Source organism: Streptomyces sp. NPDC088350, from assembly GCF_044753545.1.
Lineage (GTDB): Bacteria > Actinomycetota > Actinomycetes > Streptomycetales > Streptomycetaceae > Streptomyces.
Window position 1 is genome coordinate 130,285 of record NZ_JBIVNL010000010.1, and the last position, 22,556, is coordinate 152,840.

Here is a 22,556-nt window from a genome sequence, read left to right on the forward strand (position 1 = left end):
GTCTCGTCGTCACTGGTGTCAGTCCGGCCCCGTAGAATTCACGCGTGGCTGGACGGATCAACGACGAGGACGTGAAGGCGGTTCGGGACGCGGTCCCGATCGACGCCGTCGTGTCCGAGTACCTCCAGCTGCGGAACGCGGGCGGCGGCAACCTCAAGGGCCTCTGCCCGTTCCACGACGAGAAGTCGCCGTCCTTCCAGGTCAGCCCGAGCAAGGGGCTCTTCCACTGCTTCGGCTGCCAGGAGGGCGGCGACACCATCACGTTCGTGATGAAGGTCGACCACCTCACGTTCTCCGAGTCGGTCGAGCGCCTGGCCGCCCAGGCCGGCATCACGCTGCGGTACGAGGAGGGCGGGTACAACCCCGCCCACCAGCGCGGCGAGCGCATCCGCCTGGTCGAGGCCCACAAGGTCGCCGCCGACTTCTACGTCGAGCAGCTCGCCGTCAGCCCCGAGGCGGACACCGGCCGCAAGTTCCTCGCCGAGCGCGGCTTCGACCAGTCGGCCGCCGAGCACTTCTCCGTCGGCTACAGCCCCCAGGGCTGGGACCACCTCACCAAATACCTCCGCGGCAAGGGCTTCACCGACAAGGAGATCCTCCTGTCCGGCCTCGCCCAGGAGGGCCGCCGCGGCCCCATCGACCGCTTCCGCGGCCGTCTGATGTGGCCGATCCGCGACATCGGCGGCGAGGTCGTCGGCTTCGGCGCCCGCAAGCTCTACGAGTCGGACAACGGCCCGAAGTACCTCAACACGCCCGACACCGCGATCTACAAGAAGTCGCAGGTCCTCTACGGCATCGACCTCGCGAAGAAGGACATCGCCAAGTCCAGCCGTGCGGTCGTGGTCGAGGGCTACACGGACGTCATGGCCTGCCACCTCGCCGGAGTCACCACCGCCATCGCCACCTGCGGCACGGCCTTCGGCACGGACCACATCAAGATCCTCCGCAGGCTCCTGATGGACAACGGCTCGGCCCGCGTGATCTTCACCTTCGACGGCGACGCGGCCGGCCAGAAGGCGGCCCTGCGCGCCTTCGAGGACGACCAGAAGTTCGCCGCCGAGACATACATCGCGATCGCCCCGGACAACATGGACCCCTGCGAGCTGCGCCTCGCCAAGGGCGACGAGGCGGTCGCCGACCTGGTCGAACCCCGCACCCCGCTCTTCGAGTTCGCGCTCCGCCAGATCGTCGTCCGCTACGACCTCGACACCCCCGCCGGCCGCGCCTCCGCCCTGGACGAGGCCGCGCCGATCGTCGCCCGCATCAAGAACAGCGGCGCCCAGCACGAGGTCGCCGTCCAGCTCGCCGGCATGCTCGGCATCCTCGACACCCAGTTCGTGGTCAAGCGCGTTGCCCAGCTGGCCCGTTGGGCCCGCGACCGAGGCGGCAAGGGCCCAGCGCCGACAAGAGGCAGCGCCCAGCAGCAGTACGACACCACCCCCCGCCCCCCCACCGGCGGCCCCGCCCTCACCCTCCGCAACCCGGTGTTCGCCACCGAACGCGAACTCCTCAAACTCGCCCTCCAGCGCCCCGAGTTGGTCTCCCCGGCCTTCGACGCGTACGGCGTCGACGAGTTCACCGCCCCGCCGTATGCCGCCGTACGCGAGGCGATCATCGAGGCGGGCGGCGCCGAGTACGGCCTCCAGGACGCCCAGGACTATCTCGTCCGCGTCCGCGAGGCCGCACCGGACGACGCGGTCCGCGCGATGGTCACCGAGCTGGCCGTCGAGGCGATCCTGCGCCGCACGGTCGACGAGAACTACGCGGGCGAGCAGCTCGTCACCGTCCGCCGAAGAGCCGTAGTGCGCCGTATCCACGACATCCAGGGCGCGCTCACCCGCCTCGGCAGCCATGGCGACTCGGCCGAACTGGCCGCCGTACAGAACGAGTTGTGGGTACTTCAGCAGTACGACCAGGCACTCCAGGTGCACGGCGCCTCAGCGCTCTGAGCGCGTAGTTACGGAACGGACTCAAAAAGTCACCGCACGCCCCTCGTGGCGGCGATGTGTCGTACTCCACACTGGGTTCCGGTGCCTGAGTCCTCGGAGCGCGGCCGATCCGTCCCCAGCGGGTCCTTCACCCCCGCGGTTCCGCTCATCGAGTACGGGACGGACAGCGGCGAGGCCGCCGACTCCGCCCCTGAAGTACCGCTGCCGTACCCCCTGGCAGCGATCATCCTGGAGGTCGCCCCCGTGCAGACCCAGACCCTCGACCAGACCGAGACCAGCACGACGGACGGCGCGGAACCGGAAGCGGAGACCGATGTCCTCGCGACCGTCCCTCCGCAGAGCCGTGCCGCGCACCACCCCGAGACCGCGGAGCCGGAGAGTCCGCCCGAGCTCGAAGAACCGACGGCCGAAGCGGTGGAGACCGCCGAGGCCCCCGAGCCCCCCGAGCCCGACGAACGGCCCCGCGGCCGGGTCGCCGCCGACAACGGCGCCCCCTCCTCGGACCTGTTCCGCCAGTACCTGCGCGAGATCGGCCGCATCCCCCTGCTCACCGCGGCCGAGGAGGTCGAACTCGCCCGCCGCGTCGAGGCCGGCCTGTTCGCCGAGGAGCGGCTCGGCGGCGCCTTCGACCTGGACAGCCAACTCGCCCTCGACCTGGACAAGTTGGTCGTGATGGGCCGGATGGCCAAACGCCGCCTCATCGAGGCCAACCTGCGGCTCGTCGTCTCCGTGGCGAAGAGGTACGTAGGACGCGGACTGACCATGCTCGACCTCGTCCAGGAGGGAAACCTGGGCCTGATCAGGGCAGTCGAGAAGTTCGACTACGCCCGCGGCTACAAGTTCTCCACGTACGCCACCTGGTGGATCCGCCAGGCCATGTCCCGCGCCCTCGCCGACCAGGCCCGCACCATTCGCGTCCCGGTGCACGTCGTAGAACTCATCAACCGGGTCGTCCGCGTCCAGCGCCGGATGCTCCAGGAGCGCGGCTACGAGCCCACCCCGGAAGAGGTGGCCGACCACCTCGATCTCGCCCCCGAACGCGTCAGCGAGGTCCTGCGGCTTGCCCAGGAGCCGGTGTCGTTGCACGCGCCGGTGGGGGAGGAGGACGACGTCGCCCTCGGCGACCTGATCGAGGACGGCGACGCGGCGAGCCCTGTCGAGTCGGCCGCGTTCATCCTCCTCAGGCAGCACCTGGAGGCGGTCCTGTCGACGCTGGGGGAGCGTGAGCGGAAGGTCGTACAGCTGAGGTACGGCTTGGCGGACGGGCGTCCGCGCACGCTGGAGGAGATCGGCCGGATCTTCGGGGTGACCCGGGAGCGGATACGGCAGATCGAGTCGAAGACGCTCAACAAGCTGCGGGATCACGCTTTCGCGGATCAGCTGAGGGGATATCTGGATTGATGCCGGGTGCGGGCCCGGTGGGGGCGGGCCGCGCCCCGCGGCGGAGCCGCAAATGTACACAGCCCCGCGCCCCTGAAAACGCTGGGCCCGCCCTGTTCTTTTAGGGGCGCGGGGAACTGCGCGACCAGCCACGACGGGCCGTCAGCCGAACAACGACCGTTAATCCACTTCCGCCACCGCCTGCGCGAACTGCGCCTTGTACAGCCGCGCATACGCCCCGTCCGCCGCCAACAGGTCCGCATGCGCGCCCTGTTCGACGATCGAGCCGTTCTCCATGACCAGGATCGTGTCCGCGTCCCGGATCGTGGAGAGCCGGTGCGCGATCACGAACGACGTACGCCCGTGGGCCAGTTTGGCCATCGCCTTCTGGATCAACACCTCCGTGCGCGTGTCGACCGACGACGTCGCCTCGTCGAGGACCAGGATCGTCGGGTCGGACAGGAACGCCCGCGCGATGGTGATGAGCTGCTTCTCACCGGCGCTGACCCCCGTGCCCTCGTCGTCGATGACGGTGTCGTAGCCCTCGGGCAGCGTACGGACGAACCGGTCGGCGTGCGCCGCCCGCGCCGCCTCCTCGATCTCGCCCCGGGTGACCTCCCGCGACGAGCCGTACGCGATGTTCTCGGCGATCGTGCCGCCGAACAGCCAGGTGTCCTGGAGCACCATGCCGATGTGGGCGCGGAGTTCGTCGCGGGACATCCGCGCGATGTCGACGCCGTCGAGGGTGATGCGCCCGCCGGATACCTCGTAGAACCGCATGAGGAGGTTGACGAGGGTGGTCTTGCCGGCGCCTGTGGGGCCGACGATCGCGACCGTGTGGCCCGGTTCCACCGTCAGCGAGAGGTCCTCGATGAGCGGCTTGTCGGGGTCGTAGCGGAAGGAGACGTGCTCCAGGGCGACCAACCCGCGGAGTTCTTCGGGGCGTTCGCTCGGCATCGGGTCGGCCGTCTGCTCCTCGGCGTCGAGGAGTTCGAAGATCCGCTCGGCGGAGGCGACGCCGGACTGCACGAGGTTCGCCATCGACGCGACCTGCGTCAGCGGCATCGAGAACTGGCGCGAGTACTGGACGAAGGCCTGCACGTCACCGATGGACAGCGAGCCGGACGCGACCCGCAGACCGCCGACCACGGCCACCAGCACGTAGTTGAGGTTCGAGACGAACATCATCAGCGGCTGCATGACCCCGCTGTTGAACTGCGCCTTGAACCCGGCCTCGTAGAGCGCGTCGTTCTGTTCGGCGAACAGCTTCGCCGACTCGTCCTGGCGCCCGAAGACCTTCACCAGGTTGTGCCCGGTGTACATCTCCTCGACGTGCGCGTTGAGCTTGCCCGTCGAGCGCCACTGCTGCACGAAGTGCGGCTGCGACCGCTTGCCGACGCGGGTGGCGACGGCGAACGACAGCGGTACGGTCACCAGCGCGACCAGCGCCAGCAGCCACGACACCCAGAACATCATCGCGAGGACGCCGATGATCGTGAGCAGCGAGTTGATGAGCTGGCCCATCGACTGCTGGAGGGTCTGTCCGATGTTGTCGATGTCGTTGGTCGCGCGCGAGAGGACCTCACCGCGCTGCCGCTTGTCGAAGTAGGACAGCGGGAGCCGCGACATCTTCGTCTGCACGTCCTCGCGCAGCCGGAACATCGTCCGGTTGACCGCCCGGTTGACCATCCTGGTCGCCACCGCCATCAGCAGCCCGGCCACCAGGAACGTACTCAGCGCGAGCAGCAGCACATGCCCCACCGAGGTGAAGTCGATGCCCTTGCCCGGAGTGAAGTCCGTGCTCTTCAGCATGTCCGCGATCGAGCCCTGGCCGCGGTCGCGCATCGCCTGGAGGGCCTGCGCCTTGGTCGTCCCGGCCGGCATCTGCCGCCCGATGATGCCCGCGAAGACCAGGTCGGTGGCGTTGCCGAGGATCTTCGGTCCCACCACGTTCAGCCCGACGCTGAACACCACACACACCAGCAGGATGCCGATGGTCAGCCGCTCCGGCCGGAACTGGCCGATCAGCCGCTTGCCGGACACCTTGAAGTCCATCGAACGGGCGTCGGGGCCCGTCCCGGCCATCATCCGCCCCATGGGCCCGGCCATCAGGCGGCCTCCGCTTCCGTCAGCTGGGAGAGCACGATCTCCCGATAGGTCTCGTTGCCCGCCATCAGCTCGTGATGACGGCCGGTCCCGACGACACGCCCTTCGTCGAGTACGACGATCCGGTCGGCGTCCCTGATGGTCGCCACCCGCTGCGCCACGATCACCACGGTCGCCTCGGCGGTCTCCTGGGAGAGCGCCGCCCGCAGCGCCGCGTCGGTCGCGTAGTCGAGGGCGGAGAAGGAGTCGTCGAAGAGATAGATCTCCGGCCGCTGCACCAGCGTGCGCGCGATCGCGAGCCGCTGCCGCTGACCGCCGGAGACGTTCGTGCCGCCCTGCGCGATGGGGGAGTCGAGCCCGTTCTCCAGCGCCTCGACGAAGCCCTTGGCCTGCGCCACCTCCAGCGCGTGCCACAGCTCCTCGTCGGTCGCGTCCGGGTTGCCGTAGCGAAGGTTGGTCGCGACCGTGCCCGCGAACAGGTACGGCTTCTGCGGGACCAGGCCGACCGTCTTGGCCAGCAGCACCGGGTCGATGGTCGACACGTCGACACCGTCGACGAGTACCTCGCCGTCGGTCGCGTCAACCAGGCGCGGGACGAGACTCAGAAGGGTGGACTTTCCGCTGCCGGTCGAGCCGATCACGGCCGTCGTCTCGCCCGGGCGGGCCACCAGGTCGATGGACTTCAGTACGGGTTCCTCGGCGCCCGGGTAGCAGAAGCCGACCCCGCGGACCTCCAGATGCCCGTGCCGGCGCAGCTCGAAGACGGGAGCCACCGGCGGCACGACACTGCTCTCGGTGTCGAGGACCTCCTCGATGCGCTCGGCGCAGACCTCCGCGCGCGGCACCATCATGAACATGAAGGTGGCCATCATCACGGACATCACGATCTGCATCAGATAGGCGAGGAACGCGGTCAGATCGCCGATCTGCATCTGGCCGCCGTCGATGCGGTGGGCACCGAACCAGACCACCGCGATCGACGACAGGTTCACCGTGGTCATGACCACCGGGAACATCAGCGCGAGCAGGTTGCCGGACTTCAGCTGCATCTCGGTCAGATCGGCGTTGGCCTTCCGGAACCGGTCCTTCTCGTACTCGTCCCGGACGAAGGCGCGGATGACACGGTTGCCGGTGATCTGCTCGCGCAGCACCCGGTTCACCGTGTCCAGGCGCACCTGCATGGCCCGGAACAGCGGGCGCAGCCGCCGCACGATCACCGTCACGCAGATCGTCAGCGTCGGCACCACCGCGATCAGCACCCCGGACAGCGGCACGTCCAGACCGAGCGCGAGCACGATGCCGCCCACGCACATGATCGGCGCCGACACCATCAGCGTGAACGTCATCAGGGCCAGCATCTGGACCTGCTGGACGTCATTGGTCGTACGGGTGATCAGCGAGGGCGCGCCGAACTGGCCGACCTCGCGGGCCGAGAACGACTGCACCCGGTCGAAGATGGCACCCCGGATGTCCCGGCCGAGCGCGGCGGCGGTCCGGGCGCCGTAATAGACGGCACCCGTGTTACACACGACCTGGACCAGCGAGATCCCGATCATCAGGGCGCCGAACGACAGGATGTAACCGGTGTCACCCTTGACGACGCCGTTGTCGATGATGTGCGCGTTCAGAGTGGGCAGGTAGAGGGTGGCGCAGGTCTGCAGGAACTGCAGCAGCACCAGCAGGGCGATGGGTTTCCTGTAGGGCCTGAGATAGGTCCGCAGAAGTCGTATGAGCACGCTAGGTCTCTCGGAGTCGGCGGTGAGGGGCGGGCGGTGTGCCCCTCGCCCCCATCGTCCGACACTCCACCCGTGTTACCTCAACTGATTAAGCCAACAGCAGTGCCGTAGCCGCCGTTATGAACCCTTAAGAGCGGAACACGCGAGTTCTGACGAGTGGAACGCGCGAGTTCTTACGAGTGGAACGCGCGAGTCCTTAAGAGCGGAACGCACCCGGATGAGTCTGCTCCCGCACGGACACGTACTGCTGACGCACGGCCTGTCCTACGGCCAGTTCGTCGCCCGGCTCGAAGACCTGTGCGACCGGTCCCTGCCACGGCGGCGGGGTGCGCGGGTCGAGGGCGCCCTGGGAGACACCGAGCGCCCAGGCGGCCTGCCGGGCGGCGCCGATCGCCGCGTAGTCGGCGGGCTGCGGTACGACGACCTGCGTCCCGAACAGCGCGGGTGCCGCGGCCTGCACGGCGGGCAGTTCGGCGGCCGGCCCGAGCAGGAAGAGCCGCCGCACCGACACCCCCCGCCCGCGCAGCACGTCCAGCGCGTCCGCGAGCCCGCACAGCATGCCCTCGAACGCGGCCCGCGCCAGATGCTCCGCCTTCATCGACTCCCGCCGCAGCCCGGCCAGCGTCCCGGCGGTGTGCGGCAGATTGGGCGTCCGCTCACCCTCCAGATAGGGCAGGAACACGAGTCCGTGCGCCCCTGGCGTCGACTTCATCGCCAGCTCGGACAGACTCTCCAGATCCGGCAGCCCGAGCAGCTCGGCGGCCCCGCGCAGGGTCCGTACGGCATTGAGCGTGGTCACGACCGGCAGATGCATCCCGGTGGCGTCGGCCAGCGAGGTGATCATCCCGCTCTGGTCGACGAGCGCCTCGTGGTGTACGGCCATCACGGACCCGGAGGCGCCGAGCGACACGACCGCGTCCCCGAACCCGATACCGAGCCCGAAGGCCGCGGCCATGGTCTCGCCGGTACCGGCGGAGATCAGCAGCCCCTCAGGAGTCGTACCGGCCGCGTCGGACGGGCCGATCACCTCCGGCAGCATGGCCTGGTGACCGAGGGCCAGCTCGACGAGATCGGGCCGGTAACCGCCGCTGGCCGCGGACCAGTAACCGGTCCCGGAGGCCCCACCACGATCAGTGGTCCTTCTCACCGGCCGCCCGAGCAACTGCCACACGAGCCAGTCGTGGGCCTGCAGCAGAACAGTGGTCCGCCGGGCGTTGTCGGGCTCGGTCTTGTTCAGCCAGCGCAGCTTGGTCACCGGCTGCGCGGCCTGCGGCACACAGCCCACGGCCTGCGCCCACGCCTCGCGCCCGCCGAGCGCGTCGATCAGATCGGCCGCCGCGACCTGCGCCCGCTTGTCCCCGCCGACCATCGCGGGTCGCACGGTGTTGCCCTGCGAGTCCAGCGGCACGACCGCGTTCTGCTGCGCGGACACGCCGATGGCCTGCACACCTTCGAGCAGCCCCCCGCCGGCCGCCTCGCCCAGCGACAGCAGCCAGGCCTGTGGATCGACATCGGAGGGCCGCCCGCCGCCCTCGGTCTCGGACTCGACCGGATGCGGCGCGTATCCCTGCCTGAGCACGGACCCCGTGTCCGTGTCACAGACGACGATACGAGTGAAATCGGGCGAACTGTCCAACCCGGCGACTATCCCCATGGCGGAAATTCTGCCGTACGGCGGGAGGTGACGGCGCCGGGTCGGGGCTCCCTAGGTGTTGCTGGTGCCCCAGTCGTCCCCGCCCGTGCCGTTCGCGTTGCGCTCACGAAGGGACCGTACGCGCTCGGCCACCGAGTCCGGGACCCGGTCGCCGACCTTCTCGCTGACCGCGTGGTACGCCTTGCCCGCGAACTGGCGGCCCTGCTGCGCCGCCGACTCGGCGGTGTTGCGGACGGCGGGGTTCTGCGCGACCTGACGCGCCGACTTCTTCAGCTGCTCGTAGCGTTCGCGTCCGGCCCGCGTGCCCAGCACGTAACCCAGAGCCAGTCCGACGACGAACGTGAGCTTGTAGCGCATGACGGTCACCCTTCCCTTGCGTACGTCCCGTTGCGTGGGACTCCGGCGCGGCATCGGTGCGGGGGGAACCGATTGGCGGAGCACCCCCCTGCTTGCGCTAATGTATGTGTCGCAGCGAGCACACGCCCCCTGGCGAATGCCCAGGGAGGTACGTTCGATGCAACGAGGCATTCCCCTGTAGCTCAATTGGCAGAGCAGCCGGCTGTTAACCGGCAGGTTACTGGTTCGAGTCCAGTCGGGGGAGCTTCGGTCTTCCGTAGCTCAATTGGCAGAGCAGCCGGCTGTTAACCGGCAGGTTACTGGTTCGAGTCCAGTCGGGAGAGCCAGTGGTTGGCGAGTGGACGAGGACCCCGTTGGGGTCCTTTTTCATGTCCCCCGGAACCGCCCGGGGCAGGCCGCAGTCCTCATGGTCGTGCGAAGTCGACCATCCGAAGCAGGAGATCGTATGAGCGGCTATGCTGCGGCAGACGGCGCGTACAAATGTGCGCGACGCGCCGTAATGGGGCGGTAGCTCAGCCGGTTAGAGCAGCGGACTCATAATCCGTCGGCCGTGGGTTCGAGTCCCACCCGCCCCACTCTCGCCTTTCCCAGGAGAACCGTTTCCACCTGCGGAAACGTCGGGACGGGTGCAGTCACTCGAACGTGGTGACACCCGTTCAGCTGTTCAGACCAAGATCCAGGGGACACACAGGGGACGCGCGGCAGGAGCAGGGCGCGCAGGGGTCATCACGCCGCCTTCCGGCTCCTGTTGGGAGCCCGACCGGAGCGCCTCCCCGCCGCCTTCGGCAGGCCAGTCGGGAGCGTCCAGCTATCTGGCCCGGGGTCCTGGGAACGGCCGACGGTGAAGCGCGTGAGCGAGAAGTCGGACCGCTGCTCCTCCGGGTAGCGGTCATTGAAGTTCTCCACCCTGACCAACTCCAGCTCGTTCGCCGCGCAGTGGTCTCGTATCCACCTGACGGCGGCGTTGGCGGCATCGTCCTGGCCCCGGCCGGCCAGCGTGACCAGGCCGAGAAGTTCGGAGTCCGGCCGGGTCTGCGCGCCGACGGCCCAGGTGCCTTCCGGCTGCCGTGCGCCGTGGGCGAAGAGAACGGCGAGTCCGTCGTGCCAGACCGCCTCGGGGACCTCCAGAGGGGTGCCTACGTCGAAGGCGATGTCGCGGGGGACGACGGCCATGATCGACTCGGCCTCGGCCCGCATCATCTCGGGCAGCACGCTGGTGTAGGTGTCGGAGGTGATCTGGCGCGAAGAGTGGCCGAGCTTCTCCTGGACCACCTTGATGTCGTTCCCGGCGAGCAGGGACAAGGTGGCGGCGAGGTGGCGTAGGTCGTGGAGGCGCACGGGCGGCAGACCGGACAACTCGACGAGACGGGCGAAGCGCCGGGATATCCAGTCAGGGTGGAGCGCCTCGCCGTTCTCAAGCGTCCACGTGCGCCCGGTCTCGACGTAGGCGTCGCCCCACTCCTGGCGTTTGCGTTCCTGCTTGGCGCGGAAGCTGACGAAGTTGTCGCCGGACTCCAGGCTCAGCGACAGGGTGCGAACGCTGTCGGCCTTCGGCGCTTCGCCGTACAGCTTGTAGGCAACTTCCACGATCTGCTGGGAGATCCGGAGCCAGAGGGCGTCGGTGCTGACCTCGGTCCAGGGCAGCGCGGCCATCTCGCCTCGGCGGGGGCCGAGGAAGATGAACGAGTGCCACAACTCGTAGAGCCAGTCGTCCTTGACGAAGTCGAGGAACTGGCCGGTCAGTTCTGGCGTCCAGACCATGACCGGGCCGGGCTTCTCGCCGGTGCGCCTCCAGTGCTCGATGCGCTCGGGCGTCCATACGAGCGGCTTCGGCCGGATGGCCGGCGGCAGCTCAACGAGCTTCGCCCAGTTCCTGGCGAAGGCCTGCTCGCGCTTGATCCCCCAGGACAGCGCCGAGCTGAGGGTGTCGTTGATGCGGTGCATGGTGGCGGCGGACGTGACCTTCCGCAGCCCCTTCTTGCCTTCGCGGAGTGCCGCGTTCGCGTCGAGGAAGGCTCGGCGGGCGACCCGGCGTTCTTCCCTTTGGGCATAGCCTGACACCTTCACCCAGGCCCGGTGCGCCTCGTCGCGGTCCTTCTGGAGCTGATCGACGCGGAGACGGTGGAGGATCCGCTCGGCATTCTCCTTCTCGATCGCGTCGTACATGAGGTCGAGGTGGCGCACCTTGAGGTCGCGCCGCTTGATGTGTCCGAGGTGAGGGAGAAGGTAGTTGTTGAGGTGTTCCTCGTAGCCGTGGCGGGTGGTGCGGGCAAGGGACTTCTTCGCCTTGATCCACCGTAGGAAGAAGTCGCCGCACTTTTCGTCGGACAGCACGTCGATGCCAGCACTGAGGGCGTCGTAGGTCGCCTTCGCCTTGGTCTGGGCGTCGGTCTTGGTGGCGAAGCCGCCACGACGCACCCGCCCGCTCTTGGCGCCCTCGCAGGGCTCAATCTTGAAGTAGAAGTACCAAGTGCCGTGTCCCTTACCGAGTTTCGGGCAGGAGAGCCCGATGTCCCCGATCTTCGGAGCACCGTCGGCGTCGAGGACCGGTTGGCCTTCCTCGTCCTTGAGCGGTCCCTTGCATTGGCATCGCCGGTAGTAGCTCGGCTCGAACATCCGACCCTCTGTGGTTGCGATCGTGGTGGCCCGCCGTCGTTGTCTTTACGTCTTTGTGCGTGGTTGGCGGGATCTGTTTCGATCTTGCTTGGAGTGTCGGACACCGTTGTAAGGTCATCTACAAGTTGGCGCGGGGGAGATTGCGACCAACGACATGACTGCTCAGGAAGCTGGCGGACAGACTTCTGCCGGAGCGATGGGCCTGGAGGAGCTGCTGTCTCTTCCGACCACCGTCAACGTGGTGACCGCCAGTCGAGCCCTCGGGATCAGCCGGGACAAGGCGTACGAGCTGATCCGGAACGGGACCTTCCCGGTTCGGACGCTCGCGCTCGGCGGAAAGACGCGCGTGCCGACGGCGGAGCTGTGGAAGGCCCTTGGTGTTGAAGGGGCTCGCGCGTAGCGATGATGCTCGGGGGGCATATGCCAGCTCGCTGCCATATGCACTACCTCTTGCAGCAGTGTGACCTATCTTCGTTAGCATGTGAAGTATACAGGGGTCGGAGAAGGCTGGGGAGATTCTGTGCCGAGGTTGTACGGGTTCGCGGATACCGCATTCAGAAGGCCGAAGGACGACGAGCTGCCGCCCCTGCGGGAGGCCGCGAACCGGCGGGAGGCCGGCCAGCCCTACGGAGAGATCACGGGCTGGATGAACGCGGAGGGGCATCTCACGAGTCTCGGCAATGAATGGAGGCCTGCCACTCTGGCCTCGGTCCTGGATCACCCGGCCATCGCCGGTCTTTACGAAGACGAGGAGGGCAACCTCCTGCCCTCCGGAGGGCCCGAGCTGATCCCGCCCGCGCAGTTCCGGAAGATCCGTCAGATGCGGCCCAAGCATCAGCCGGAAGCAGACCGGGCACCGCAGCAGGAGTACCTGCTGAGCGGTGAGCAGACCGTGTGCGGCCTGTGCGCTCACCCCCTTGGTGCCGCTCCCTCCAACGCGGGCAGCCGCGGCCATCGTTGCAAGCCGAGTACTCCGCAGCACCCCGGTGGCTGCGGTCGCGTACGGATCAACGCGGACCTCTTGGAGACGTATGTCGCCGAGCATGTGCTGGCCGAGCTGGCCAAGCCCGAGGTCAGTGCGCTGATCGAGCAGGCGCGCGACCAACTGCTGGCCGAGGCGGAGGAACTGCGCAGGAAGGCGGATGACGCCGGCCTTCGGCAGAAGCAACTGGGCAAGGATTACGCCCGCCCCTCGGGTATGTCGCTGAAGGCGTTCAAGGCGGCCGACAAGGAGCTGTCGGCTCAGGCCAACGTGTGGAGGGCGCAGGCGCGGCACCTTGAGCAGGTCAAGCACGTGCCCGTGGGGACTGTGCCGGATCTGGTGCGGTGGTGGCAGCATGCGCCGCTGGTCGCGAAGCAGGGCGTTGTGGCCCTGATGTTGGAGCAGGTGGTCGTGTACCCGGCGGCGTCCAGGGGCTCGCGCACCGTGGACGCCGATCGTGTGGCACTCAAGTGGCGCTCGTGGGGTTCCGCGCCTGACGGCGTAGCAGCCACGGAGGATGCGGAGCCCGGACCGGTCAGCGCACCGTAACGGGTAGTTCTCGGAGTGCGTGCGAGCGCCACGAAGAGCGCCACCGCAGTTCGCTCGCCGGGACGGCCAGGCGCAAGCGCGGGAAGCGGCGCAGCAGAGTGGCCAGCGCGGATTGGATCTCGATGCGCCCCAGGGCGGCTCCGAGACAGTAGTGGAGGCCGTGCCCGAGGGAGAGGTGGCTCTTGTCCGCCCGGTGGATGTTGAAGCGGTCTGCGTCCGGGTAGCGGTCGGGGTCCCGGTTCGCGGAGGCCAGGCAGAGCATCACCGTTTCTCCCTTGGGGATACGGACGCCGCCGATCTCGATGTCTTCCAACGGGAAGCGGCGGATGGCCATCTGGTTGGGGTGTGCGTAGCGGAGTATCTCTTCCACAGCGTGTGGAAGAAGGCCCAAGTCGTCGTGCAGTTCTTCCAGTTGCAGGGGATGTCGCAGCAGGGTGAGCACTCCGGTGGTGATCACGTGCTGCACGTTCTCGCTTCCGGCCATGAGGATCAGGAAGGCGAGAGAGACGAGTTCGTCCTCGCTGAGCTTGTCGCCCTCGTCGTGGACGGTGATCAGGTCGGAGAGAAGGTCATCGCCCAGGACGCGTCGACGCTCGGCGACGAGGTTGGTGAGGAACTCCTGGATGGAGCGGATGGCTTCTCCGACCTGCCCGGGATGGTCGGGGGCGAACATGGTGGCCACCCATGAGGAGAAGACGAGCCTGTCTTCGTCGGGAACGGCGAGGAGGTCTCCGATCACCGTGATCGGGAGCGGGTTCGCGTAGACCGCGGCCAGGTCCTGGATGCCGACGGCCTCCATGGCATCGGCCAGTTGGTGCGTGGCCGCCTCGATCGTGGTGCGGAGCTGCTCTACCCGGCGGGCGGTGAACGCCTGGCTCACCAGGCGGCGAAGCCGCAGATGGTCGGAGTGGTCGACGTTGAGGAGGTTGGCGTCCAAGGCCGGGGGGAGAGAGAAGCCCTGGTAACCACGGGTCGAGTGGGCCTTGTTCACGGACAACCTCGGGTCGCTCAAGGCGGCGCGTACATCCCTCTCTCGCGGGACGAGCCAGATGGGCGATCCCTCCGGGGTGTTGAGGCGGTGCGCGGCGCCTTCAGCGCGCAGACGCGCGTACGTGGCGTACGGATCGTTGAAGAAGCTGCCGTCGAAGAGGCACGGGAGGGTGGTGTCTGGAGGCATCATGCTCGGTTCTCGTCCTGCGGTGTTGCGGTCGTAGCTGATCCCGCTACGGCAACTGCGGCGATGGGGGACTGCCGGAAGCGTTGGGCAATCTTGCGTTGGAAGGTCAACTCCGCCGCGAGGTCCGGGGGTTCGGCGAGGCGCGGTACGACCGAGTGGTCCATGGGAGGGATCCCGCGTGCCTTGGCCTCGATCGCGGACCTGAGTTGCTGAGCCTCGACGAAGGCGAGGAGGTCGTCGCCGCGGAGTCCGAGTGCCTCGCCCTCTCGCCGTGCCGCTGCCACCGCGTCGGGTGTCATCCACAGACGTAGTGCCCACTGGGCGTCCCGCATCTCAACGACCATGCGGTACAGGCGAGTTCGAAGGTCGTCGTCCGGGTCCAGTTCGAGGACGGGGTCGGGTACGTGTGCGGTGACTTGTCGGTGCAGCGGGGCGAGTTCGTAGTGAAGCCGGCGGTGGGAGAACCACTCCTGGACGGTTGTGAGGTAGCGGCCCCAGTCCGGCAGGGTCCAGCCGATGGTCTTGCCGACGATTCCGACCAGGAGTGCGTACGGCACGAGGGGCTCCCAAGCTGCACCGGAGATACCGAACTGGGCCGCGACGATGTCGGCTATTCGGCATCCCGCGTAGACCAGGGAGGAGGGCAGGGTCAGCGCAACGAGGCGCAGGCCGCGGCGAAGCCATGGCCGGGGCGAGACGCGGGCATGTCGCCAGCACAAGATGCACACGTCGATCTGGTTCCAGAGGTAGGCCGCTACGTAGATCGACAGGTACGCCGGGTAGAACTGGGCTGTCGTCAGCGCGTAGCTCGTGGGAAGTTCGCTGGCGTGGGTCGCGAGGACGAAGAGCGTGATCATGGTGCTCACCACGAGGCCGATACCCGCGATCCGCAAGCGCGCCTTGCGCCAGGCGACATCCCGTTCGTAAGTGAGATGTAGCAGGACGAGTTGCTGGCAGCCGGCCAAGCACATGGCCAGAACTTGAGTGAAGAGCCCCGAGAAGTTCACGACGCCGACGGCGGCGCTGGCAGCCACCCAGACGGAGGGGGTGGACACCGTAAATATCACGGCGGACAGTAAGAAATTGCCGCACAGGGCCCACTGCGCCGGTGAACGGTCGAAGCGCAGGATTCGAATCCGATAAATGAAGACTACGCAGCTCACCGCAGCGCAGATGGGGTAAAAAACGCTGTTCATCTCTACCTAGCGGGACGGGGAGGCTCCAGAGCGGACAGACGGTCTACGAGGCCTCGTGCCTCTGGAGGAACTGTCCGGGTGCGCTCGGCACTCCAGACGCTGATCCTGCGGCCGATCAGAGAGCCGACATACTCGGCCTCCCGCTCGACGTCGGTGTGGGAGTGATCGCGTCCGAGGACCCGGCGCACCAGGCCGGGATCCAGCGACGGCGTGAACAGCTCCGCTACGGCAGGGGCCGCATCGTGCGCGGAGTGATCACAGATGAGGTGGCCGACCTCGTGCAGGACCACCTGGCGCTGATGAACTGGGGCGAGGCGCGCTTCGTAGATGATGAAGTCCTGGGCATCGGTCTCGATCAACAGGCCGTCAGGGCTTCCCACCGGCAGGTCCAGACCCAGGACCTGGAGGGGCCGTTGGCGAAGCCGGCCAAGTCGCTCGCACAGAACGGGGACGGTGAGTTGCTCCCCCTCCGGCAGTTCAAGAGATTGGACACGCTCTTCGCAACGTTCCTTGAAGTCGCTGTGACGACGGCCGCTTGTTGTCTTCCGGCGTGATCGTGGGGTCATCGTGCCGCTAACTGTCGCTCTCTTGTGGGGGGTTGGGATGCTCTGAGGGCGGAAATTCCTGTAGGGCTACACGGGCTTGTTCCGCGTTTGCGACGATCCCGCTCAGGAGTTGGGTGAGCTGCTCGACCGAGGCTGGCGGCAGACCGGTGGGGGCGGACCTGCGCGCTGCAACACCCTCGACTCCCTGTTTCCGGAGCTGGTCCAGAGCGTCGAATTCTGCGGTGACTTGCTCGTAAACGGCGTCGTCGAGGAAGTAGGCGATGCGCCTGATGCCGAGGCTGTGCGCCACTTTGGTGAGGGTTTCGAGCGTGACGTTGGCCCCTTCGGCGGACTCGGCCTGAGCCAGCGTGCGGGCCGAGACTCCGGCCCTCTCCGCGAGCGAGGCGAGAGTGAACGGTCCTTCGGGGTGGCGCTGGCGAAGATGTCGCAGCCGTTGCGCGATCGTCCGCTTGGACTCGCGGATCAGTTCGTCGGGCGACTGTTCCGACGCGTCGACGGGCTGGCCTTCGCTCATGAGAATCCCGTGCCTCCTCACCCTGTGTTCTTACTTCGTTCTTACCTTATGAAGTATGATGCATGCTTCATGCAATAAATTGCAACCCGGTCGGGCTCGGGCTGTCCGTTCGGCGCTCAGGGCAAGGAGTCGGCGTGCATCGAACGGAAGCTATGGACCAGTTGACACGCGACAACGCGGGCGCCGCAGACAGGAGCGGTGAGGAGGTCGTGAAGATCCCGACCTCGGCCCCTGGGGCCTCGGCGGAGGAGTGCGGACTCGATGAAGCGCGGATACGCCGCCTTGCGGGTGAAGCGCCGCGCGTCATTGGACGGTTGGGCCCGGACGACTCCGCGCCTCAGGAGGCGAGGGAGCTCGTGGAGGTGCTGGCTCTGCTGACGCCGACCTCGATGCCGCGCGAGGGGGGTTGCGGCGCGCAATGAGCTGGTGTGGTCGGAGAGATAGGTGACATGCTTCAAGCGATGCTGTAGTTTCCAGGCTGTCGACCAGACGCAGCAGCCGCAGCGACCCTGGTCGTCGGTGCCGCGAGAGCGGCGCCCTTCCCTGCTCCTCGCGGGTGGCCGACCCCCCCCCGCGCCCCACCCGCGAGGAGCGGCCGCATTGGCGTGGCCGTCGGGGTGCGTGAACGGGAGTGGAGCCCGTCGCGGTCGCAAGACCGTGGCGGGCTCGCTTCGTCTCTGGGTCTGACGTAGCGCCAGGGCTCGGCGTGGCCCTTCGGCCTCCCCTTCTTGCAAGGGGGATTAAGCCTGGAGATCTGGAATTGAATTCGAGAAATTAAAAAGAATTCCCACTTGCTTTAGAGGTGTATGCGATTAAGATATAAGTATAAGGAAAAAGGGAAAGCCCAAAAGGACGGCTTCCCTTGGAATTCGAAAGGTGCGGGAAAATGTTCGCCAACCTCAAGATCTCCGAGATCGCCCCCAACCCCGACCAGCCGCGCAAGTTCTTCGACGGGGCGCAGCAGGAGGAGCTGACGGCCAGCATCAAGGAGAACGGCCTCCTCCAGCCGGTCGTCGTCCGCCCGGTCGAGGGGGCCAAAGTCCCCTACATGCTGATCGCGGGCGAGCGCCGGTGGAGGTCCTGCACGGCGGCCGGCCTGGAGGTCATTCCGGCGAAGGTCATCGAGGACGCGAGCGAAGAGACGGCGTACGTCCTCAGCATCGCCGAGAACGTCAACCGCTCGGACATGACGATCATGGAAGAGGCCGGGGCGTACGCCGACCTCAAGGCGGCGGGCTGGACCCCGGCCAAGATTGCCAAGCAGTTCGGCAAGACGGAGACCCACATCACCTGGCGCCTGGGCCTGCTCACCCTGCGGCCCGAGGTCGCCGAGATGGTCGACAAGGGTGACATCAAGAACAACCTCGCCTGGCACATCGCCCAGCTCAACCCCGCCAACCAGATGGTGGCCGCCATGCGGTACGTGCGCGGCGACTTCGACACCGAGGCCGAGGCCCAGCACTTCGCCAACGGCCTGAAGATGATGGAGCAGCAGACCTCCCTCACCGGCGAGAAGACCCCGACGGCCGAGGAGGAGGAGACGCGGAAGAAGGCCAAGGCCCAGGCGAAGGACAGCCTGGGCAAGGCGGAAGACGTCCTCATCCCGCTGTTCGAGGAACTGGGTGCCAAGAAGCCCGAGGACCTGGCCGTCATCCTCGGTAACGACCTCGACCGCTATGTGCGCGCCGTCGGCAAGATCTACAGCCAGGTGCAGCAGGTGCGGAACCTGCTCAGCAAGGCCCAGGGCATCCAGCGCGCCATGCAGGCCGACTTCAACAAGGCGGCCGTCGAGGTCCAGCAAGAGGCCGCAGAGCAGAAGACGGCCAAGGCGCAGGGTGAGGCCGAGCCCGAGGCGACGGCTAAGGCCCCGGCAGAGCCCGCCGAGAAGAAGACGACGGCGAAGCCTGCGGCTCCTCGTACCAAGGCGGCGGCAACGGCCAAGGCTCCGGCCCGCAGGGCTTCTGCCCGGAAGCAGGCCACCCCCGCTACCGCAGCGCCCCGGAAGGGCGCGGCCGCGACCAGCAAGTAAGAGGGACGAGGGAGCCGGATGCCGGTTCCCTCAACTCCTTCAGCAGTCAACGCCCGGACTATTCCGGGCGTTGACGCATGATGTGCACCCCAGGAAAGGATGCAGCTTGCTCACGCTCTTCACGAACCGGTATCAGCAATTCCAGCCAGCACAAGGAGTGCCCGTCCGTATAACCCTGGGAGCCCCACGTTTCAAGCTCCCCTACACCCTCACTCACTCGGTCCGTGAACTCGCGCCGAAAAAGGCGTACTTCGGCAAGCCGCTGCCCGAGTTCACAGCCGCGTACCGGGCTGACCTGGACCGGCTCGGTCCGGCGCGGATCGCGGAGCGGCTACGTGAGATCGTGAATGTGGAGCTGGAGCACAGGCTGGTCTTGCTCTGTTTCGAGGACCTGTCCGACTCGGCGCAGTGGTGTCACCGGAGGGTCTTCGCCGCATGGTGGCAGGACGCGACGGGGGACGAGGTGCGGGAGCTTGGGCCGACCATGGGTCCGTACGAACAGGGCAGGTTGTTGTAAGCGGCCCGCTCGGCCTGACGTCTCCCGCTAGGTGATCTGCTGGCAAAAGGTAGGTCACATTGTTTCAAGGATGTATGTGATCCTTGTGTCGGGTTCCAGCGCAGTGCCCGGCCCGGTACCACCGGGCCGGGCACTGTCATTCGTACAGGAGGCGAGATGTTTCAGGGCACCATCCCAGGCCCCATGCGCTCCATCGTGCGGGAAACGGCGGGGAGTTGGCCGCGCGGCTCGGTGTACATCCCATGCTGCGGGAACTTCACCATCGAGCGCAGCGTGGCCAGCATGGGCTTCGACCTCCGCTCCTCGGACGTCTCCATCTACACGAGCGCGGTTGGCCGGTGGCTCACCAAGCAGCCGGTCGGCATCCGGTTGCGGGAGGAGAGCCGAGACCAACTCGGTTGGGTCACAGGCTCCTTGGACGACGGTGTCGGCACCGTGGCCACGCTCATGCTCGGCACGCGGTTCCTTGGCAGCGTCGGCCGCGAGGGGCTGTGGCACGAACGAGTGGTTCGCTCCTACCGGGAGCAGTGGAAGGCCAAGCACGCGGAGACCGTCGAGCGGCTTTCCAGCTCGGACATCGAACTCGCCTCCTACGAGGTGGAAGACGTGCGCTCCTGGCTCCAGAAGGTCCCACGCGATGCCCCGGTGTGCTCCTTCCCACCCTTCTACGGCGGCGGCTACGAGAAGCTGTACGAGCCGCTCGAAGCCCACTTCACCTGGGACGCACCGCAGTACGAGCCGCTATCCGACGACGACGTGGTCAGCGTGCTCGGTGCGATCACCAACCGGCCGTACTGGCTGACCGCCTCCAACCACAGCGTGCCCGAGCTGCACCCGTACCTCCGCGGGGTGATCAAGGCGACGCCGCGTGCGGCCCCCTTCTACGTGTACGCCAGCGAGGCCCGCACGCGGATCGTCGCCCCGCGCCAGCCGATCGAGCCGGTGAAAATCCCCCGACTGCGCGAGGGCGAGGACCTGGTCGGCCCGCTCACGCTGTCGCTGCTCAAGCCCGGCCAGTTCAACGCCCTGCGCTCCCGATACCTCAACCCGAGGATCGCGCCCGGCGCGGCCAACCTGGCTGTCGCGGTGCGGGACGGCGGCGGGCGGCTGCTCGGCGTCTTCGCCATGGCGCCCAGCACCTTCACGCCGGACGAGGCGTACGTGCTCTCGGACTTCGCGGTCGCGCCGACCGACTACCCCCGGCTGTCGAAGCTCATCGTGCTCGCGGCCACGAGCACAGAGGCGCAGCTGCTGTGCCAGCGGGCGTTCTCACGGCGGATCAGGCAGGCGGCGACGACGGCGTTCAGCAACAACCCGGTGTCGATGAAGTACCGAGGGCTGCTGCGGCTGAAGAAGCGCAGCCGGTCAAGCGAGGACGGCTGGAAGTTCCAGCTCCAGTACCAGGGAGCCATGGGCGAGCACACGCTGGCCGAGGCCCTTGAGATATGGGCGAAGCGGTGGGGCGCCCCGACGACGAAGACGGGACTCTGACCATGGAGGACACCACGCGCCTCGCCCCGCCGCAGATGGTGCAGGGTGACCCGCGCACGCTGACGCTCCTCGACGTCAACGCGCGGTTCCTGCCGCACGAGCAGTTCCGGCAGCTCGTGGAGAACATCGAGCGCGACGGCTGCCTGACATCGACGCCGCTCGTGTGGAACGACGCCGAGTCCGAGCGGCTGGTCGTGCTCTCCGGCAACCACCGCACGCTCGCGGCGATCGAGGCCGGCCTGCCGCAGATCTGGTGGATGCAGATCGACGAGCCTCTGCCCCGCCAACGGCAGATCGCGCTCCAGCTCTCCCACAACGCGATCGCGGGGCAGGACGATCCGGCGATCCTCAAGGAGCTGTACGACGAACTGGAGTCGGTGGAGTGGCGGCAGTACACGGGCCTGGATGACAAGACGCTGGATCTGCTGGAGAAGGTCGACGTCGCCTCCCTCGGTGAGGCGAACCTCGACTTCGCCTCCGTGCAGTTCATGTTCCTGCCCGACGAGCTGGAGCGGGCCGAGGCGGCGTTCGACGCGGCCCGGTCGACGGCGACCGCGGACCACCGGTGGGTGGCTGGGCTGAAGCAGTACGAGCCGGTGCTCGACGCGCTGGAAACCTCGCGGGCCGCGTACAAGATCGGCAACAGCGCGACGGCGCTCGGCGTGATCCTCGCCGTGTTCGAGCGGCATTTGGGCGAGCTGGCCGAGGGCTGGTTCGACGCGGCTTCCGGGGAGGCGAAGCGGGCGGGGACGGCGCCGCTGGAGACGGTGTTCGGTGTGCGCGATATCCCGGTGAAAACCGCAGCTGCCGTCCGAGCTGCGATCGAGCGCATGGTGCGGAACGGCACCGTGCCTGCGGGCGAGCTGTGGCGTGCCCTTGACGTGCTGGCCGGGGAAGCTGCGTAGCGAGAAGCCGGAGACCCGTCAGTGTTCGTGTGCCAGGTGGGGCCAGCATTCAGGCCATAGGCATCAAAGATGAGGTCGGCGGATTTCCGTGTCGGCGGGGGCACGGTAACGATCGAAGGCTGGGGCTCCAGTGCCGGAACATCCCACGCCGGCAGGGACGACGGGAGCAGGAGCCCTCTCGAAGGCGTGCTTCGTGTCCATGCAGATACGTCTCCCCCTAGGCTGAGGACGACCTGCCGGTCGACCGCAAGGAACGCCTCAAGGTGGTGTTGCGAACCCTCCTGGGCTGATGACGACGCTGTACCAGTGGCGCGCTGCAGCCCGCCAGCGGGTTGCGAACCCCAGTGGGCTGATGACGACGTGCGTGAGACGGACGCGTCAGATGTGGCGTACGTGTTGCGAACTCTCTCGGGCTGATGAGGACCGGCGACGAGGAAGCCGACATGGCCGACCACATCGTGTTGCGAACCCTCCTGGGCTGATGACTGACCTGCAGGTCGTCCACCACTTCCTCGGGCGTGCACAGGTTCTGATCCCTCCTGGGCTGATAACGGTGCGACTGCCTTGATCAGGCCGCGGGTTCCGCCCCAGTTGCGAACCCTCCTGGGCCGATGAGGACGAGGCACCCGGCGGCGACTTCTTCCTCGAAGAACCCGCGTTGCGAACCCTCCTGGGCGGATGAGGACCTGGAAGCCACGTGCGGGAAGACCGGCTACAAGACGTTGTGAACCCTCGTGGGCTGATGAGAACGAGAAGGCGACGACGTCCACCACGAAATGTTCGTGACCGCGTTGCGAATCCTCCTGGGCTGATGAAGACGGCCCTCACCGCC

17 protein-coding genes and 3 tRNA genes are annotated in these 22,556 nt (G+C 67.4%); 12 read left to right on the forward strand and 8 right to left on the reverse strand.

Annotation, left to right across the window (positions count from 1 at the left end; all coding sequences use genetic code 11):
• Positions 1 to 44: 44 nt before the first annotated feature.
• Complete coding sequence (dnaG, locus tag ACIQBL_RS32935) at positions 45 to 1,949, forward strand: DNA primase (RefSeq protein ID WP_401948182.1); 1,905 nt, start codon at positions 45 to 47, stop codon at positions 1,947 to 1,949.
• 81 nt (positions 1,950 to 2,030) lie between these two features.
• Positions 2,031 to 3,350 carry an RNA polymerase sigma factor gene (locus tag ACIQBL_RS32940; RefSeq protein ID WP_401948185.1) on the forward strand — a complete coding sequence of 440 codons (1,320 nt, stop codon included), beginning with the start codon at positions 2,031 to 2,033 and terminating at the stop codon, positions 3,348 to 3,350.
• Positions 3,351 to 3,509: 159 nt separating this feature from the next.
• Here ACIQBL_RS32940 and ACIQBL_RS32945 read toward each other — a convergent pair whose 3' ends face one another.
• The 4 genes from ACIQBL_RS32945 to ACIQBL_RS32960 form a co-directional block, all read right to left on the reverse strand.
• Positions 3,510 to 5,438, reverse strand: a complete 1,929-nt coding sequence (locus ACIQBL_RS32945; protein WP_401948187.1) for an ABC transporter ATP-binding protein — start codon at positions 5,436 to 5,438, stop codon at positions 3,510 to 3,512.
• On the reverse strand, positions 5,438 to 7,171 hold the full coding sequence (locus ACIQBL_RS32950) for an ABC transporter ATP-binding protein (RefSeq protein WP_401948189.1): 1,734 nt from the start codon (positions 7,169 to 7,171) through the stop codon (positions 5,438 to 5,440). The genes ACIQBL_RS32945 and ACIQBL_RS32950 overlap by 1 nt, the downstream gene beginning before the upstream one ends.
• A gap of 196 nt (positions 7,172 to 7,367) precedes the next feature.
• Positions 7,368 to 8,825 carry an FGGY-family carbohydrate kinase gene (locus ACIQBL_RS32955; RefSeq protein ID WP_401948191.1) on the reverse strand — a complete coding sequence of 486 codons (1,458 nt, stop codon included), beginning with the start codon at positions 8,823 to 8,825 and terminating at the stop codon, positions 7,368 to 7,370.
• A 51-nt stretch (positions 8,826 to 8,876) separates the two neighbouring features.
• Positions 8,877 to 9,182, reverse strand: coding sequence for a YtxH domain-containing protein (locus ACIQBL_RS32960; RefSeq protein ID WP_401948193.1), 306 nt, complete (start codon positions 9,180 to 9,182; stop codon positions 8,877 to 8,879).
• Between the two features lie 171 nt (positions 9,183 to 9,353).
• On the opposite strand from ACIQBL_RS32960, the gene ACIQBL_RS32965 reads away from it, so the two are divergent.
• The 3 genes from ACIQBL_RS32965 to ACIQBL_RS32975 all read left to right on the forward strand — a co-directional run bounded on the left by ACIQBL_RS32965 (position 9,354) and on the right by ACIQBL_RS32975 (position 9,757).
• Positions 9,354 to 9,426 (forward strand) — tRNA-Asn (locus tag ACIQBL_RS32965).
• 6 nt (positions 9,427 to 9,432) lie between these two features.
• Positions 9,433 to 9,508 (forward strand) — tRNA-Asn (locus ACIQBL_RS32970).
• 175 nt (positions 9,509 to 9,683) lie between these two features.
• Positions 9,684 to 9,757 (forward strand) — tRNA-Ile (locus ACIQBL_RS32975).
• A 151-nt stretch (positions 9,758 to 9,908) separates the two neighbouring features.
• On the opposite strand, the gene ACIQBL_RS32980 is transcribed toward ACIQBL_RS32975, so the two are convergent.
• Positions 9,909 to 11,798, reverse strand: a complete 1,890-nt coding sequence (locus ACIQBL_RS32980; RefSeq protein ID WP_401948196.1) for a tyrosine-type recombinase/integrase — start codon at positions 11,796 to 11,798, stop codon at positions 9,909 to 9,911.
• 241 nt (positions 11,799 to 12,039) lie between these two features.
• Here ACIQBL_RS32980 and ACIQBL_RS32985 point away from each other — a divergent pair, with 241 nt between their 5' ends.
• Both ACIQBL_RS32985 and ACIQBL_RS32990 read left to right on the forward strand, forming a co-directional pair.
• Positions 12,040 to 12,198: a helix-turn-helix domain-containing protein gene (locus tag ACIQBL_RS32985; protein WP_401948198.1), complete on the forward strand. Its 159-nt coding sequence runs from the start codon at positions 12,040 to 12,042 to the stop codon at positions 12,196 to 12,198.
• Positions 12,199 to 12,318: 120 nt separating this feature from the next.
• Entirely contained in the window at positions 12,319 to 13,329 is a 1,011-nt protein-coding gene (locus ACIQBL_RS32990) for a recombinase family protein (protein ID WP_401948201.1), read from the forward strand.
• Here ACIQBL_RS32990 and ACIQBL_RS32995 read toward each other — a convergent pair.
• Both ACIQBL_RS32995 and ACIQBL_RS33000 read right to left on the reverse strand, forming a co-directional pair.
• Entirely contained in the window at positions 13,316 to 14,509 is a 1,194-nt protein-coding gene (locus ACIQBL_RS32995; protein WP_401948203.1) for a cytochrome P450, read from the reverse strand. The genes ACIQBL_RS32990 and ACIQBL_RS32995 overlap by 14 nt on opposite strands.
• Positions 14,506 to 15,702, reverse strand: coding sequence for an MAB_1171c family putative transporter (locus ACIQBL_RS33000; protein WP_401948205.1), 1,197 nt, complete (start codon positions 15,700 to 15,702; stop codon positions 14,506 to 14,508). The genes ACIQBL_RS32995 and ACIQBL_RS33000 overlap by 4 nt, the downstream gene beginning before the upstream one ends.
• Positions 15,703 to 15,944: 242 nt before the next feature.
• Here ACIQBL_RS33000 and ACIQBL_RS33005 point away from each other — a divergent pair, with 242 nt between their 5' ends.
• Positions 15,945 to 16,256 (forward strand): hypothetical protein, encoded by a 312-nt coding sequence (locus ACIQBL_RS33005; RefSeq protein ID WP_401948207.1) that lies wholly within the window; start codon positions 15,945 to 15,947, stop codon positions 16,254 to 16,256.
• A 19-nt stretch (positions 16,257 to 16,275) separates the two neighbouring features.
• Here the strand turns inward: ACIQBL_RS33005 and ACIQBL_RS33010 are convergent, their stop codons facing one another.
• A complete protein-coding gene (locus ACIQBL_RS33010; RefSeq protein ID WP_401948209.1) occupies positions 16,276 to 16,782 on the reverse strand; it encodes a helix-turn-helix domain-containing protein in 507 nt (168 codons plus the stop codon).
• An 886-nt stretch (positions 16,783 to 17,668) separates the two neighbouring features.
• Between ACIQBL_RS33010 and ACIQBL_RS33015 the strand changes: the two genes are divergently transcribed.
• From ACIQBL_RS33015 to ACIQBL_RS33030, 4 genes are all read left to right on the forward strand, one after another.
• Positions 17,669 to 18,811 carry a ParB/RepB/Spo0J family partition protein gene (locus tag ACIQBL_RS33015; RefSeq protein ID WP_401948211.1) on the forward strand — a complete coding sequence of 381 codons (1,143 nt, stop codon included), beginning with the start codon at positions 17,669 to 17,671 and terminating at the stop codon, positions 18,809 to 18,811.
• Between the two features lie 157 nt (positions 18,812 to 18,968).
• Positions 18,969 to 19,328, forward strand: a complete 360-nt coding sequence (locus tag ACIQBL_RS33020) for a hypothetical protein (protein WP_401948213.1) — start codon at positions 18,969 to 18,971, stop codon at positions 19,326 to 19,328.
• Between the two features lie 156 nt (positions 19,329 to 19,484).
• Positions 19,485 to 20,819, forward strand: a complete 1,335-nt coding sequence (locus tag ACIQBL_RS33025; protein WP_401948216.1) for a hypothetical protein — start codon at positions 19,485 to 19,487, stop codon at positions 20,817 to 20,819.
• 2 nt (positions 20,820 to 20,821) lie between these two features.
• Positions 20,822 to 21,724: a ParB N-terminal domain-containing protein gene (locus ACIQBL_RS33030; protein ID WP_401948219.1), complete on the forward strand. Its 903-nt coding sequence runs from the start codon at positions 20,822 to 20,824 to the stop codon at positions 21,722 to 21,724.
• The last annotated feature ends 832 nt before the right edge of the window (positions 21,725 to 22,556 follow it).

Excerpts from the sequence above, each read along its gene's own strand:
- ACIQBL_RS32945 (WP_401948187.1), bottom strand. The coding sequence starts at position 5,438 with ATGGCCGGGCCCATGGGGCGGATGATGGCCGGGACGGGCCCCGACGCC.
- ACIQBL_RS32955 (WP_401948191.1), bottom strand. The coding sequence starts at position 8,825 with ATGGGGATAGTCGCCGGGTTGGACAGTTCGCCCGATTTCACTCGTATC.
- ACIQBL_RS32960 (WP_401948193.1), bottom strand. The coding sequence starts at position 9,182 with ATGCGCTACAAGCTCACGTTCGTCGTCGGACTGGCTCTGGGTTACGTG.
- ACIQBL_RS32980 (WP_401948196.1), bottom strand. The coding sequence starts at position 11,798 with ATGTTCGAGCCGAGCTACTACCGGCGATGCCAATGCAAGGGACCGCTC.
- ACIQBL_RS32995 (WP_401948203.1), bottom strand. The coding sequence starts at position 14,509 with ATGATGCCTCCAGACACCACCCTCCCGTGCCTCTTCGACGGCAGCTTC.
- ACIQBL_RS33000 (WP_401948205.1), bottom strand. The coding sequence starts at position 15,702 with ATGAACAGCGTTTTTTACCCCATCTGCGCTGCGGTGAGCTGCGTAGTC.
- ACIQBL_RS33010 (WP_401948209.1), bottom strand. The coding sequence starts at position 16,782 with ATGAGCGAAGGCCAGCCCGTCGACGCGTCGGAACAGTCGCCCGACGAA.
- ACIQBL_RS33015 (WP_401948211.1), top strand. The coding sequence starts at position 17,669 with ATGTTCGCCAACCTCAAGATCTCCGAGATCGCCCCCAACCCCGACCAG.
- ACIQBL_RS33025 (WP_401948216.1), top strand. The coding sequence starts at position 19,485 with ATGTTTCAGGGCACCATCCCAGGCCCCATGCGCTCCATCGTGCGGGAA.
- ACIQBL_RS33030 (WP_401948219.1), top strand. The coding sequence starts at position 20,822 with ATGGAGGACACCACGCGCCTCGCCCCGCCGCAGATGGTGCAGGGTGAC.